Source organism: Streptomyces sp. SCSIO ZS0520 (genome assembly GCF_025643355.1).
In the GTDB taxonomy this organism is placed as follows: domain Bacteria; phylum Actinomycetota; class Actinomycetes; order Streptomycetales; family Streptomycetaceae; genus Streptomyces; species Streptomyces physcomitrii.
In genome coordinates, this window is sequence record NZ_CP092644.1 from 324,784 (window position 1) to 338,787 (window position 14,004).

Annotated in this window: 13 protein-coding genes; 7 read left to right on the forward strand and 6 right to left on the reverse strand. The window is 72.7% G+C overall.

Going from position 1 to position 14,004, the window contains the following annotated elements; translation table 11 throughout:
* Positions 1-138 precede the first annotated feature (138 nt).
* Complete coding sequence (locus MID12_RS01050) at positions 139-822, forward strand: glycerophosphodiester phosphodiesterase (protein ID WP_040246135.1); 684 nt, start codon at positions 139-141, stop codon at positions 820-822.
* A 27-nt stretch (positions 823-849) separates the two neighbouring features.
* Here MID12_RS01050 and MID12_RS01055 read toward each other — a convergent pair whose 3' ends face one another.
* The gene (locus MID12_RS01055; RefSeq protein WP_263164231.1) at positions 850-1,404 is read right to left on the reverse strand and encodes a GNAT family N-acetyltransferase; all 555 of its coding nucleotides are present in this window, start codon (positions 1,402-1,404) and stop codon (positions 850-852) included.
* A 79-nt stretch (positions 1,405-1,483) separates the two neighbouring features.
* Here MID12_RS01055 and MID12_RS01060 point away from each other — a divergent pair, with 79 nt between their 5' ends.
* On the forward strand, positions 1,484-1,876 hold the full coding sequence (locus MID12_RS01060; protein WP_263164233.1) for a VOC family protein: 393 nt from the start codon (positions 1,484-1,486) through the stop codon (positions 1,874-1,876).
* Between the two features lie 93 nt (positions 1,877-1,969).
* Here the strand turns inward: MID12_RS01060 and MID12_RS01065 are convergent, their stop codons facing one another.
* Complete coding sequence (locus MID12_RS01065) at positions 1,970-2,260, reverse strand: hypothetical protein (protein ID WP_052482017.1); 291 nt, start codon at positions 2,258-2,260, stop codon at positions 1,970-1,972.
* Positions 2,261-2,652: 392 nt separating this feature from the next.
* On the opposite strand from MID12_RS01065, the gene MID12_RS01070 reads away from it, so the two are divergent.
* From MID12_RS01070 to MID12_RS01085, 4 genes are all read left to right on the forward strand, one after another.
* Positions 2,653-3,384 carry a DUF6879 family protein gene (locus MID12_RS01070; RefSeq protein ID WP_263164236.1) on the forward strand — a complete coding sequence of 244 codons (732 nt, stop codon included), beginning with the start codon at positions 2,653-2,655 and terminating at the stop codon, positions 3,382-3,384.
* A 19-nt stretch (positions 3,385-3,403) separates the two neighbouring features.
* Entirely contained in the window at positions 3,404-4,255 is an 852-nt protein-coding gene (locus tag MID12_RS01075) for a helix-turn-helix domain-containing protein (RefSeq protein WP_040246138.1), read from the forward strand.
* A 43-nt stretch (positions 4,256-4,298) separates the two neighbouring features.
* Positions 4,299-5,165 carry an SCO6745 family protein gene (locus tag MID12_RS01080; RefSeq protein WP_263164239.1) on the forward strand — a complete coding sequence of 289 codons (867 nt, stop codon included), beginning with the start codon at positions 4,299-4,301 and terminating at the stop codon, positions 5,163-5,165.
* A gap of 209 nt (positions 5,166-5,374) precedes the next feature.
* Positions 5,375-7,804 carry a Tex family protein gene (locus MID12_RS01085; protein ID WP_263164240.1) on the forward strand — a complete coding sequence of 810 codons (2,430 nt, stop codon included), beginning with the start codon at positions 5,375-5,377 and terminating at the stop codon, positions 7,802-7,804.
* A gap of 135 nt (positions 7,805-7,939) precedes the next feature.
* Here the strand turns inward: MID12_RS01085 and MID12_RS01090 are convergent, their stop codons facing one another.
* The 4 genes from MID12_RS01090 to MID12_RS01100 form a co-directional block, all read right to left on the reverse strand.
* Positions 7,940-8,773: a PIG-L family deacetylase gene (locus MID12_RS01090; protein WP_263164241.1), complete on the reverse strand. Its 834-nt coding sequence runs from the start codon at positions 8,771-8,773 to the stop codon at positions 7,940-7,942.
* A 243-nt stretch (positions 8,774-9,016) separates the two neighbouring features.
* Positions 9,017-10,114, reverse strand: a complete 1,098-nt coding sequence (locus MID12_RS32220; RefSeq protein ID WP_317633354.1) for a hypothetical protein — start codon at positions 10,112-10,114, stop codon at positions 9,017-9,019.
* On the reverse strand, positions 10,024-11,067 hold the full coding sequence (locus MID12_RS32225; RefSeq protein WP_317633355.1) for a hypothetical protein: 1,044 nt from the start codon (positions 11,065-11,067) through the stop codon (positions 10,024-10,026). The genes MID12_RS32220 and MID12_RS32225 overlap by 91 nt, the downstream gene beginning before the upstream one ends.
* Positions 11,068-11,181: 114 nt before the next feature.
* Positions 11,182-12,819: an ABC-F family ATP-binding cassette domain-containing protein gene (locus MID12_RS01100; protein WP_263164243.1), complete on the reverse strand. Its 1,638-nt coding sequence runs from the start codon at positions 12,817-12,819 to the stop codon at positions 11,182-11,184.
* Positions 12,820-12,982: 163 nt separating this feature from the next.
* Between MID12_RS01100 and MID12_RS01105 the strand changes: the two genes are divergently transcribed.
* Complete coding sequence (locus MID12_RS01105; RefSeq protein ID WP_263164245.1) at positions 12,983-13,933, forward strand: FAD-dependent oxidoreductase; 951 nt, start codon at positions 12,983-12,985, stop codon at positions 13,931-13,933.
* Positions 13,934-14,004: the final 71 nt, after the last annotated feature.

Below are 14,004 nucleotides of genomic sequence, written 5' to 3' on the forward strand. Positions count from 1 at the left end.
CGGTACGGGCCGGAACCGCAACCGAACGTGATTCCTCCCCGCCGATACGGTTACATCCCCGGCGGGTCCCGTTAAGCTGCGCCAATGCCGTACGCACGGGCCGGGAGCGCAGCTGCCGTCGACGAAAGCGAGCCTGCCTTGAACTTCGTCACCATCGGTCACCGCGGAATCATGGGCGTCGAGCCCGAGAACACCCTGCGTTCGTTCGTAGCCGCCGAACAGGCGGGACTCGATCTCATCGAACTCGATCTCCACCTCAGCAAGGACGGCGCCCTCGTCGTCATGCACGACGCCGAGGTCGACCGCACCACCGACGGCCGGGGGCCGATCGCCGAGAAGTCGCTGGCGGAGCTGCGCGGACTGGACGCGGGCAAGGGCGAGCGGATCCCGGTCTTCGAGGAGGTCCTGGACGCGGTGGCGGCCCCGCTGCAGGCCGAGATCAAGGATGTCGCCGCCGCCCGCGCCCTCGCCGAGGTCATGCACCGCCGCGAGCTCAGCGGCCGGGTCGAGGTGCTCTCCTTCCACGACGAGGCGCTGGCGGAGATCTCCCGGCTGGTACCGGGCGTACGGACCGCCCTGGTCGCCAGCCGCTACGGCACCGACGTGGTCGACCGCGCACGCGCCGTGGGCGCCGGCTCCCTCGTGCTGAACATCCGCCGCCTGACCCTGGAGACGGTGGAGCGCGCCCGCGCGGCCGAGCTGCGGATCATCGGCTGGGTGGTCAACACCCAGGAGCACCTGCGGCTGGTCCGCGCCCTGGAACTGGACGGCGCGACCACCGACTTCCCCGAGATCAAACGCACCGGACGCTTCACCGCCTGAGGGCGGAGGTCCGCACCCTTTGGCCGATCAGCCCCCGAGTGGCTTGACCAGCAGCTCGAACTCCAGGTCCGGGCGCTGCGGGATGCCGAAGCGCTCGTCGCCGTAGGGGAAGGGGGTCATGGATCCGGTACGCCGGTATCCGCGCCGCTCGTACCAGGCGATGAGGTCCTCGCGTACGGAGATCACCGTCATGTGCATCTCCTCGGCGGCCCACGCCTCGCGGGCCGTCCGCTCGGCCTCGGCGAGCACGGCCTTGCCGAGCCCGCCGCCCTGCAGCCCCGGCCGGACCGCGAACATCCCGAAGTAGGCCGCGGGACCGCGGTGTTCGAGCTGGCAGCAGGCGACCGCCTCGCCCTCCCGCTCCACCACCAGGAGCCTGCTGCCCAGGGCCCCGATCACCTCGCGGACGCCCTCGGGGTCGGTGCGCTGCCCCTGGAGGAGGTCGGCCTCCGTGGTCCAGCCGGTCCGGCTGGAGTCGCCGCGGTAGGCCGACTCGATCAGGGCGACGAGCGCCGGCACATCGCCCTCGCCGGCGTCCCGGAAGACGAGCGTGCCGGTCACCGGACGGGGCGTGGTCTCCATGGCCTGAATCCTCCTGCTGACGAAGCGCTCCCACGGCGCGGACCCCGCGAGCCTAACCCTGCCGGTAGCGTCGGTGGACATGGTGCATGTACTGAGCAGCCGGACCCTCCTCCACCCCACCGACCCCGAGCGCAGCCGCCACTTCTACGGCGAGGTCCTCGGTCTGGAGATCTACCGCGAATTCGGCACCGGCCCGCAGCGGGGCACGGTCTACTTCCTCGGCGGCGGCTATCTGGAGGTCTCGGGCAGCGCCGACTCCCCACCCGCCCCCGGCCTCCAGCTGTGGATCCAGGTCCCCGACGTCGCCGCCGCCCACAAGGAGATCACCGCACGCGGCGCCACGATCCTCCGCGAGCCCAAGAAGGAGCCCTGGGGCCTGATCGAGATGTGGGCCGCGGACCCGGACGGGGTCAGGATCGCGATCGTCGAGGTACCGCCGGACCACCCGATCCGCTATCGGCCGGGGATGTGAGACGGGGGTACGGGTAGGCGCGGGCGTCGTCGGGGCGCCGACTTGGCAGCATGAGGCGCCGCCTCGGCATCCCGGGGCGCCATCGCCTCGGTCTCAGGAGGGACGGCCGTAGGTCGAGGGGGGATCCACCGGAACCACCCGGTCGTCCGTCGGCGTCATCCGCCAGTACATCGTGCAGCGCGCTTCGTAGCCGGTGTGGGAGGGGTGGGCCGCGATGTGCGAGAAAGGCCAGTCCTGCGCCTCCTGAAGCGTCCGCACGATGCGCGACTTCCCACCGCAGGCCTCGGTCGTGCATCTGACGAAGTAGAGCGGGGTTGTCGGCGCGCCGTCGGAACGGTCACGACCGAGGTGCCAGCGCACGGCGCGGATCAGCGAACGGGTCATGCTTCCGGCCTCCCGAGGTGCCTGCGCAGACCTACGCGCAGATCCACCCGCCGGGAAGGGCTGCGTTCTTCCGCCAACGCGCGGAGGAAGGTTCCGCAATCCCCGCAATCGGAATGCGGAACCGGATCCGGCAGACGTTCCGAAGGATCTGACACACCCCATCCTGATACGTCGTCGCACGTCGTCTGAGGACGCATCCCGTCACCTCCACGTCAGGCTGTTGCGTAAGGCGACGCTAGAGGCGCGGACGACCGCCGCCGACCGGTCTTTCGCGGTCTTTCTCCTCCCGTCTGTTGCATTTCTCGATCTTTCGCACAACGCTGTGGAGGGCTCTGGCGGTTCGTCCCTGCGCGGCGCGATCCTCGAGGAGGTCGATCATCCGGAGGGACCGCATGGCACGTCAGCTCAGGTTCAACGGCACAGGCTCAGGTGAAGGCGGGTGTCCGGCGGTCCACGAGGATCTGGACAGCGGCGAGATCCTCGTTCACGGTCCACCCCTGGAAGACCCCGCGGACATCGCCCAGTTGAAGCACCTCGACGAGGGAGAAGTGGCAGTCGTCGTCCCGCGGAACACTCTCGTGGACTTCGGCCCGCGCGACGAGCGGCCCCGCATCATCGATCTGGATGCCTTCGGACGGCTCTTCGAGCGCTTCGAGCACACCGCATGGCGGCTGGAGACCCGCGGCCGGTACGCGTCCGACGAAGCGACCACGACATACGCCCAGTTCCTTGCGGGCGAGCAGCCGACGTGGGACCTGCACACACCGTGGTCCGAGACGATCCGGACCAAGACCTCGAACGGTGCCCGGGTGGAGCGCGTACGGGTTGTCGACTCCCCCGCCACCGATGGGCAGCGCTACCTCAGCGCGCATGTCGCGAAGAACGCGGCCCTGGGAGAGGACATCCGCAACATCAGCCGGGTCGGCGCGGAGCAGAACGAACTGGGCGCGGAGGACTTCTGGATCTTCGATTCCCGGATCGTCGCGATCCTCCGCTTCGACGAGGACGATCGCTTCACGGAGGTCGAACTGGTCACCGAACCCGCCCGGGTACTGCGCTACGTACAACTCCGCGATGTCGCCCGGCACTTCGCCATCCCCTCCGCGGACTTCCCCCTCGGATAGGTGCGAGCGGGCACGAGCCTTGAGTACGGACTACCAGAACGCCCGCGAAGCCCTCGGGGCCCGGCTGCGCGAACTCCGCTTCAGCCGTCCCGAGGGCAAGCTCACCGCCGCGCAACTGGCACGCCTGCTCGGCTGGTCCCCGGCCAAGGTGAGCAAGCTGGAGAACGGGAAGCAGACGGCCACCTCGGACGACCTCCGGGCCTGGGCCGAAGGTACGGGACAGCCCGAGGTCTTCGAGGAGCTGCGCTCCCGTCTCGCGGGATTCGAATCCCATATCCGCTCCTGGCGCCGTCAGCTCGCCGCCGGTCACCGCGCCGCGCAGGAGGCACACAACACCGCGCAAGCGGGTGCGTCGGTGCTACGAGCGTGGGAGTCCTCATGGGTCGTCGGCGTCCTTCAGACGCCCGACTACGCGCGGTCGATCTTCACACAGTTCAGTGAGCTGCACCGCTCTCCACGGGACCTGGAGGAGGCTGTCCGGGCCCGCATCCGGCGACAGGAACTGCTCTACAGCGGGGAGCGCAGGTACCGGATCCTACTCTGGGAGGGTGTGCTCCGCTCTCTTGTCTGCCCGCCGGGCGTTCTCCGCGGCCAGCTCGACCGCCTTTCGGGCACGATCGGGCTGGACACCGTGGAGCTGGGCATTGTGCCCTTCTCCGCCTCCCTGCGACTGCCGCCGGGTCCCGGATTCTGGATCTACGACCAGCGCCAGGTGGTCACCGAGATCTGGCACTCGGAGCTGTGGCTCGACGACGCCGCGAGTATCGCGACATATGAACGCGTGTGGGAGATGCTCCAGGAGACTGCGGTCTACGGGGCGGCAGCGCAGACGGTGATAGCTGCCGCGCGGAAAGCGCTGGGCGCAGGCTGAGGCGCTTCCACCCTCCGTACCAACCGGTCGGTAACATACCCCCATGACCACCTCTCCACCCGACCGCGCCGCCCGCCGATGTCACAACGTGCTGAACCCGCTGCACTCCACGCACTACTTCTCGCCCGATCTCGCGCCCGCGCTCGCCGAGGTGGGGGTCACGGACAGCCGGGCCGGGTACTTCGCGGTGCGGGCCGCCGCGTTGGGGCGGGTCGAGGCGGCTACGGTCACCGCGACCTTCTACAACTTCCGGCATGAGCTCGTCGCCGCCCATCTGCCAGCGGTCTGGGAGCAGGCGAGCCCGGAGCAGGTGCTCGGCGCCCGGCTGCGGGCCGTCGATGCCACGCTCCGGCGGCTGCTCGGCCAAGAGGCCCTGGAATCCGCCGAGTTGGCCGAGGCCGCCGGACTCGCGCAGCGTGCCACCGAGGCCTGCGCCCCGCATGCCCGACCGCTGTACGCGGCGCACGCGCGGCTGCCGGTGCCCGAGGAGCCGCACCTCGCGCTGTGGCACGCGGCGACGCTGCTGCGCGAGTACCGCGGGGACGCCCATCTCGCGTTGCTGCTCGCCGCCGGGCTCGACCCGGTGGAGGCGCTGGTGAGCCACACGGCCACCGGCAAGGGGATGTCGCCGAAGTGGGTGCTCGGGACCCGCGGCTGGTCTCAGGAGGACTGGGACGCGGCGGTGGGGCGCCTCCAGGAGCGCGGGATCCTCGACGCCAGCGGGGAGTTGAGCCAGGAGGGCCTGGCGATGCGCAAGGAACTCGAACTGGCCACCGACCGGCTCGACGCGGCACCGTACACGCACCTCGGCACGGAGGGCGTGGCCCGGCTCACCGAGCTGGCCACCGGCTTTGTGACCACGGCCTTCACCAACGGGGCCTTCCCCGCGGACATGATCGGCAAGGACTGAGCCCGGCGGGCCTCGTACGGCGCGGCCGAAGGACAGGACGCGGCCGCAAGTAAGACGGGGCGAGGTCGAAAGACGGGACGCGGCGGAAAGCCAGCGCGCGGCCGAAAGGTGAGGTGGCGAACTCGCCGCTGCCGCCCCCTCCCCCGATTGTCGGTGGCGCCTGCCACAATTGCCGCGCAAAGCTGAAGCGGAGAAGGCGGTACGGGATCGTGACCACAGCCCTCACAGGGTCCATCGAAGGCAGGATCGCCGAGGAACTCGGCGTACGCGAGCGCCAGGTGAAGGCGGCGGTGGAGCTGCTCGACGGCGGCTCGACCGTGCCGTTCATCGCCCGCTACCGCAAGGAAGCCACCGAGATGCTCGACGATGCGCAGCTGCGCACCCTCGAAGAGCGCCTCAGATATCTGCGGGAGCTGGAGGAGCGGCGCGGCGCCGTCCTCGACTCGGTGCGCGAACAGGGCAAGCTGACCGCCGAGTTGGAGGAGCAGATCCGTTCCGCGGCGACCAAGGCGCGCCTGGAGGACATCTATCTGCCCTTCAAGCCGAAGCGGCGCACCAAGGCGCAGATCGCCCGCGAGGCCGGTCTGGAGCCCCTCGCGGAGGGGCTGCTCGGCGATCCCTCGGTCGAACCGGCGGCCGCGGCCGCGGCGTTCGTGGACCCGGAGAAGGGCGTCGCCGACGCGCAGGCCGCCCTGGACGGGGCGCGGGCCATCCTCACCGAGCGCTTCTCGGAGGACGCCGACCTGATCGGGGAGCTGCGCGAGCGGATGTGGGGGCGCGGGCGGCTGGCGGCCAAGGTCCGGGAGGGCAAGGAGGAGGCGGGCGCCAAGTTCGCCGACTACTTCGACTTCGCCGAGGAGTTCACCCGGCTGCCCTCGCACCGCGTCCTCGCCATGCTGCGCGGCGAGAAGGAGGAGGTCCTCGACCTCGTCCTCGAACCGGAGCCCGCGGGCGAGGAACCGGCCGCCGGGACCCCCTCCTCGTACGAGGCGATCGTGGCCGACCGCTTCGGGGTGGCCGAGCGCGGCAGGCCGGGCGACAAGTGGCTGAAGGACACGGTCCGTTGGGCCTGGCGCACCCGCATCCTGGTGCACCTCGGCATCGATCTGCGGCTGCGGCTGCGCACCGCCGCCGAGGACGAGGCGGTCCAGGTCTTCGCGGCGAACCTGCGCGATCTGCTGCTCGCGGCCCCCGCGGGTACGCGCGCCACGCTCGGCCTGGACCCCGGCTTCCGTACCGGGGTGAAGGTGGCCGTGGTGGACGCGACCGGCAAGGTGGTGGCCACCGAGGTGATCCACCCGCATGTGCCGCAGAACCGCTGGGAGGAGTCGCTCGGCAAGCTGGCGCGGCTCGCGAAGGAGCACGCGGTCGAGCTGATCGCCATCGGCAACGGCACGGCCTCCCGCGAGACCGACAAGCTCGCCGGTGAACTCATCGCGAGTCACCCGGAGTTGAAGCTGACCAAGGTGATGGTCTCGGAGGCGGGCGCCTCGGTGTACTCCGCCTCGGCCTTCGCCTCGCAGGAGCTGCCCGGCATGGACGTCTCGCTGCGCGGGGCGGTGTCCATCGCCCGTCGGCTCCAGGACCCGCTGGCCGAGCTGGTGAAGATCGACCCGAAGTCGATCGGTGTCGGCCAGTACCAGCACGACCTGTCCGAGGTGAAGCTCTCCCGCTCCCTGGACACCGTGGTCGAGGACTGTGTGAACGGCGTGGGCGTCGATGTGAACACCGCCTCGGCGCCGCTGCTCGCACGGGTCTCCGGGATCGGCTCCGGTCTCGCCGAGAACATCGTGGCGCACCGCGACGCGAACGGCCCCTTCCCCTCGCGCAAGGCCCTCAAGTCGGTGCCCCGGCTGGGCCCGAAGGCGTACGAGCAGTGCGCGGGCTTCCTGCGCATCCGCGGCGGCGAGGACCCGCTCGACGCCTCCAGCGTGCACCCGGAGGCCTATCCGGTGGTGCGCAGGATGGGGGAGAGCTCCGGCAGCGAGGTGGCGGCGCTGATCGGCAACACCGCGGTGCTGCGCGGGCTGCGGCCGGAGTCCTTCGTGGACGACAGCTTCGGGCTGCCGACCGTCACCGACATCCTCAAGGAGCTGGAGAAGCCCGGGCGCGACCCGCGGCCCGTCTTCAAGACCGCCACCTTCAAGGAGGGCGTCGAGAAGATCGCGGACCTGGCCTCGGGGATGGTGCTCGAGGGCGTGGTCACCAATGTGGCGGCCTTCGGCGCCTTCGTGGACATCGGTGTGCACCAGGACGGTCTGGTGCATGTCTCGGCGATGTCGCGGACCTTCGTCAAGGACCCGCGCGAGGTGGTCAAGCCCGGCGACATCGTGAAGGTGAAGGTCCTCGACGTCGACATCCCGCGCAAGCGGATCTCGCTGACGCTGCGCCTGGACGACGAGGCCGCACCCGGCGGCGAAGGGCCCGGCCCCCGTGCGGAGCGCGGCGCCCGGCGCGGCGGCGGCCGTCCCCCGCAGCAGCGCCGGGAGCGCACCGGCCGCGGGAACGGCGGCGGTGCGGGCGGCGGTGGTACGGGCGGCAGCGCGGGCGGCGGCCGCCAGCAGGCCGCACCGGCGAACAGCGCGATGGCGGACGCCCTGCGGCGCGCGGGCCTGGTGGACCCGAAGAAGAAGCGCTGAGCCGGGGCGCGGGAGGCGGGTGCCGGTGACGGCGGCCCGCCTCCCGCGCCGCTCAGGGCAGCAGCGGCACGGGGCGGTGCGGAACGGACCGGAGCTGCCCGGAGCCGTGCGGAACGGCCCAGGGCGCTGCGGGGATCAGCGCAGTCCGGCGAAGAGATCGTTCTCGGGCACGGCCGCGCCGGTGGTGTCCTTGACGCGTACGAAGGTCTCCATGCCCATCAGCTCCGCGAACCGCTCCTTGCCCATCTTGAGGAAGAAGATGTTCTCGCCCTGACTGGCGTGCGCGGCCAGCGCGTCGAACTTCTGGCCGCTGAAGGCGACGGTGTCCACCCAGGTGGTGATCTCGTCGTCGGGGAGGCCGATCTCGGCCAGCGCGGCGGCCTCCTCGGGGTCCGGCTCCGGCATGTCCTCGCCCAGCTCGCGCAGGGTCTCCCCGAACCGCTGCATCATCGAGCGGGGCGCCGTCGTCCAGTACACCTTCGGTGTCAGCTCGATCCTCTCCAGCGCCGCCATGGTGATGCGGTGGGCCTGGATGTGGTCGGGGTGGCCGTAGAAGCCGTTCTCGTCGTAGGTGACGACCACATCCGGCCGGTAGTGCCGCATCAACTCCGCGAGCCGGGCGGCGCCTTCCTCCACCGGGGTCCGCCAGAAGGAGCCGGGAGCGTCGTTGCTCGGCCAGCCCACCATCCCGGAGTCGGCGTAGTCCAGCGTCTCCAGATCGCTGATCTTCAGGACCTCACAGCTCGTCGCCAGCTCCGCCCGGCGCATCTCGGCGACGGCCGCCGGGTCGTGACCGGGCTCGCCCGGTTTGACACCTCCCGGCCCGTCACCGCACCCGCCGTCGGTACAGGTCACCAGAACCGTACGGATGCCTTCCGCCGCATAGCGGGCGAGGACGCCGCCGGTCGAGGTGGCCTCGTCGTCGGGGTGGGCGTGTACCGCCATGAGCACCAAGGGTCGATCAGACATGGGAAGTCCTCGCATCTTCTGTCGCTATGTCCTGCACATGTACGCGGCCCGGGTGCCGCGATCGGGGAACCCGGATCCCGCTGGGGCGCACGACCGTGCGGTCTCCCCCGTCGACGGCCGGTTCCCGAGGGGGACAACCATGCCCACCGGACCTGCTGTTCCCGACCTGAGCAGGTCGGCGACCACCGGGGACACCCTCCGGGCCCGTAGGCGCTCCGCCCGCGGTACGGGACTCGCGCATGCTCAGACCCCTGACGCGTGCTGGTCGAGCCATGCCCGCGCGGCCGCCTGTTCGGCCTCGGTGGGTGGCGGGCGCAGCTGGTCGGGGTACCGGATCAGGCAGTGGCGTCGGGCGGTCTCCAGGCCGATCGTGCGCGCCGCGGGCGAGAGGTCCGGGTGTTCCGCGACTTCCACGGCACGCTGCCACCAGCTCCGGCTGCGGGGGTCGGCGGAGTAGTGCCACAGCGGCTGTGCGGGGTCGGCCACGGCGAGGAGGACCCGGTGCAGGACGTAGTCGCGCAGGCCGGGTGTGCCGAGCAGCCGGTCGGCCACGCGCAGCGGGTGCTCGCCGTCGAGGCGGGCCCGGACCAGCACCCAGGTCATCAGCTGGCCCTCGTCGTGGGCGCCCGAGGCGACGAACTCCCACAGCTCCGCCGCCCCGGCCTCGTCCGGGGCGCCGAGCCGGGTGAGCAGCCGCAGGTCGTTCTTCCACACCGGTCGCGCCCGGTTCCACCAGGCGAGCAGCCGGTCGGCGGCCGGGTGTCCCAGGTCGAGGGCGAGGCAGGTCAGGGTGACGAGCGGGTGGCGCCACTCGGTGTAGGTCGTCCTGTACTTCTTGGTGAGCTCGCTGAGCCTCGGCAGCAGGGCGTCGACATCCGCCGCGGTGCCCTGCCCGTGGGCGAGGAGCAGTTCCAGGCAGAAGCCGAGCCCCTGCAGAGCGGTCTGGGGGGCGGCCACCTGCTCGTGCAGCCAGCGCGTGTCGGCGTCGGTGAGTGCCCGGTACCGGTGCCAGACATCGCCCAAGGCGCCCTCGTAGGCGGTGAGATCGGGTCCGGACGCGAGCGCGCCCTCGATCTCCGTGAAGCGCTCCACGGCGGCCAGCACCTCGGCGGTCTCCACCCCGGCGAACACCGCTCCCCCGGGCTTCAGGACCGCCTCCCGGAGCAGCTCGACCCGGTCGCGCGCCAACTCCGCGGTGCGGACGCGCAGTTCGCGGGGCAGCCGGGAGTCGGTGGCGCAGCGGGCGGCCGTCAGCGTGTGGAAGAGGCGCTCCGTCTCGTGGTCCGCGTCCGTCTCCCGGCCCCAGGCCGCCGTGACGCTGTTGACCAGGGCACCGGCCACCTCCCGGGACGCTGCCGCCGGGGCGTCGTGCGCGGCCGGCTCCGCCGCGAGGTCGCGGCGGCCCGTACCGCGTCCGGCTCCCGGAGCGCCTGGTGCAGCGCCAGCCAGGGGGTGATCGTCTCGGGCTCACCGGCGAGCGCGAACTCCCGTACGCGGGCCAGCCCCCGCTCGGACGGCACCTCGGCCAGGACACCGGCCGCGGGTGAGCCGAGCGCGTCGACCCTCTCCCACGCCGCCTCGTGCCCCTGCCTGAGCAGTGCGTGCAGCAGCTCCGGCCAGGCCTCCCAGTCCGCCGGATTCCCCCGGTGGCTCGTCCGCCAGGCTCCCAGCAGTCGCTCCGCCTCGGCGGGAGTCAGCGCCTCGCGCCGCTCCAGCGCGCGTACGAACGCGGCCGGGGCGTCCGCCTCCTCGCGCAGCCGGTCGTGCAGCCAGTCGGCCTGGGCGCGGCTCAACGGCCGGTACCGGAAGGGGAGTCGGCGGCGGTCCACCGGCTCGTCCAGCTGCGCCAGGAACTGGCGTACGCCGTGCGGATCCCCGGGGTCCGGCAGGCCCGCCGCGTCCCGGTGGGTGACGCGGTCGAGGCGGAAGGCGCCCTCCGGACCGCCGTTCTCGATCCGGAATCCGGCGGGACCCGCGCCGAGCCCGGCCGCGACGACGGCATGGTCGCCGCCCCAGTGCAGCAGCAGCTCGCCGGTCAGAGCGCCCGCGCGGTCGAAGGCCCGCTGGTGGGACTGCCAGTGCCAGTACGCGAAGGAGCCGGGCCCGGCCAGGCCGCGCTCCGACCGCAGTGCGGCGGCGTCCGCGTGGCCGTCGCTCTGGGTGTAGCGGGAGCGGTGCGGCGGGGGCAGCACCAGGAATCCGTCGGCGCCCAGGCGCCGCCACCACGCGGTGATCGTGGCGAGGTCCGACGGCCGCTCCAGGTGGCCCCGCGCGGCGGTGTCGGCTCGGTTCATGTACGGGCTCCCTCAGTCCTGCCGGTCGGGCTCACGCCCCCACCGGATGCGGCGCTCCCCGGAGCTGCCCCGGCGGCGCCCCGCTCTCTCGCGAGGCCCCGCCGCTCCCGGCGTTCAGATCTCGCTGACCCGGCCTCCGGCCACCTCGATACGCCGGGTGGTGCGGACGGCGTCCAGCATCCGGCGGTCGTGGGTGACGAGGAGCAGGGTGCCCCGGTAGGAGTCGAGGGCGGACTCCAGCTGCTCGATGGCGGGCAGGTCGAGGTGGTTGGTCGGCTCGTCGAGGACCAGCAGGTTGACGCCGCGGCCCTGGAGCAGCGCGAGCGCGGCCCGGGTGCGTTCGCCGGGTGACAGCGAGGAGGCCGGGCGCAGTACGTGCTCGGCGCCGAGGCCGAACTTGGCGAGCAGGGTGCGTACTTCGGCCGGGTCGAGGGCGGGGGCGGCGGCGCGGAAGGCCTCGGTGAGCGGGGCCTCGCCGTGGAAGAGCGCGCGGGCCTGGTCCACCTCGCCGACCACCACGCCGGGGCCGACCGCGGCGTGCCCGGAGTCCAGCGGGACCCGCCCGAGGAGGGCGCCGAGCAGGGTGGACTTGCCGGCGCCGTTGGGGCCGGTGACCGCGACCCGGTCGGCCCAGTCGATCTGGAGGGTCGCGGGGCCGAAGGAGAAGTCGCCGCGCCGCAGGCGGGCCTCGCGCAGGGTGGCGACCACCGCGCCGGAGCGGGGCGCGGCGGCGATCTCCATGCGCAGCTCCCACTCCTTGCGGGGCTCCTCGACGACGTCGAGGCGCTCGATCATGCGCTGGGTCTGGCGGGCCTTGGCGGCCTGCTTCTCGCTGGACTCCGAACGGAACTTGCGGCCGATCTTGTCGTTGTCGGTGGACTTGCGCCGCGCGTTCTTGACGCCCTTGTCCATCCAGGACCGCTGGGTGTGCGCGCGCTCCTGGAGCGAGGCCCGCTTGTCCGCGTACTCCTCGAACTCCTCGCGGGCGTGGCGCCGGGCGCGCTCGCGCTCGTCGAGATAGGCGCCGTAGCCGCCGCCGTAGAGCGCGATCCGCTGCTGGGCGAGGTCGAGTTCGAGGACCTTGGTGACGGTGCGGTTGAGGAACTCGCGGTCGTGGCTGACCAGGACGGTGCCCGCGCGCAGTCCGCCGACGAAGCGCTCCAGGCGTTCCAGTCCGTCCAGGTCGAGGTCGTTGGTGGGCTCGTCGAGGAGGAAGACGTCGTAGCGGGAGAGCAGGAGCGAGGCGAGTCCGGCGCGGGCGGCCTGGCCGCCGGAGAGCGAGGTCATCGGCTGCTCCAGGCCGACCGCGAGGCCCAGCGAGGCGGCCACCTCACCGGAGCGCTCCTCCAGGTCGGCGCCGCCGAGGGCGAGCCAGCGCTCCAGGCCGAGCGCATAGGCGTCGTCGGCCCCGGGCGCACCGGTGGCGAGCGCCTCGGCGGCGGCGTCCATCTCCCGCTGCGCCCGGGCCACCCCGGTGCGGCGGGCGAGGAAGTCCGCCACGCTCTCCCCCGGGCGGCGTTCCGGCTCCTGCGGCAGGTGCCCCACGGTCGCGGTGGGCGGGGAGAGGCTCAACTCGCCCTCCTCCGGGGTGTCCAGCCCGGCGAGGAGGCGGAGCAGGGTGGACTTTCCCGCGCCGTTGGCACCGACGAGTCCGATCACCTCACCGGGCGCGACCACCAGGTCGAGCCCGGAGAAGAGCGAGCGGTCGCCGTGCCCGGCGGCGAGTTGCTTGGCGACGAGAGTGGCAGTCATCAGGGTGCTGATCCTAACGAGGCGGCGGGCCCGGTCGGTTCACGGGAGCCCGGCGGCCACCGATTGCCCGCGCGAGCGGTACACGTACGGGAACGGGTAGGGCCCGCGCCTCCGCCTCCCCGGCCCTTGCCCGCCCGGTGCCCCGGCTGCCTACGATCCGGGCGTGAAGAGCGAGGCGATCGTCATCGGCAGCGGAGTCATCGGGCTCACCACCGCGCTCGCGCTCGCCGAGCAGGGCCGGCGGGTGCGCGTCTGGACGCGGGAGCCGGCCGGGGCCACCACCTCGGCGGTGGCGGGCGCGCTGTGGTGGCCGTACCGGATCGAGCCCGTGGCGCTCGCCGCCGACTGGGCGCTGGAGTCCCTGAGCACCTTCCTGCGGCTCGCACAGACCGCGCCCGGCAGCGGAGTGCGGGTGGTCCCGGGCGTGCACCGGGGGATCTCGCGCGACTCCCTGGGCTCCTGGGCGGCGCGGGTGCCGGGGCTGCGGGAGGCCACCGGGCGGGAGTGCCCGGGTGGCGGGCTGTGGGCGCGGCTGCCGCTGCTGGACATGCCGGTGCATCTGCGGTGGCTGGCCGAACGCCTGGCGGCGGCCGGGGGCGGCGTCGAGGTCCGGGAGGTCCGCGCCCTGGACGAGGCCTTCGGCGAGGCCCCGGTGGTGGTCAACTGCTCCGGGCTCGGCGCGCGCGAGCTCGTCCCGGACCCCGGAGTGCGGCCGGTGCGGGGGCAGTTGGTGCTGGTGGAGAACCCGGGCGTCGAGAGCTGGTACGTCGAGGCGGCACCGGGGGCGCGGACGACCACGTACTTCTTCCCGCAGCCCGGCAGGCTGGTGCTCGGCGGCACGGCCGAGGAGGACGCCTTCTCGACGCGGCCGGATCCCGGCACCGCCGCGGACATCGTCCGGCGCTGTGCGGCCGTCCGGCCGGAGATCGCCGGGGCGCGGGTCCTCGGCCACCTGGTCGGGCTGCGGCCCGCGCGGCGCTCGGTGCGCCTGGAGGCCGTCCGGCGGTCGGACGGCGGACTCCTGGTGCACCACTACGGTCACGGCGGCGCCGGGGTGACGGTGGCCTGGGGCGCGGCGCGGGCGGCGGCGGAGCTGGTGTCGGGCGCTGCCTGAGCCGCCGCGGGGTGACGGGCGCCGGGGTCCGGGGGCCGAGACCGGGCGCGGTGTGGCAGACCCGGCGGGAC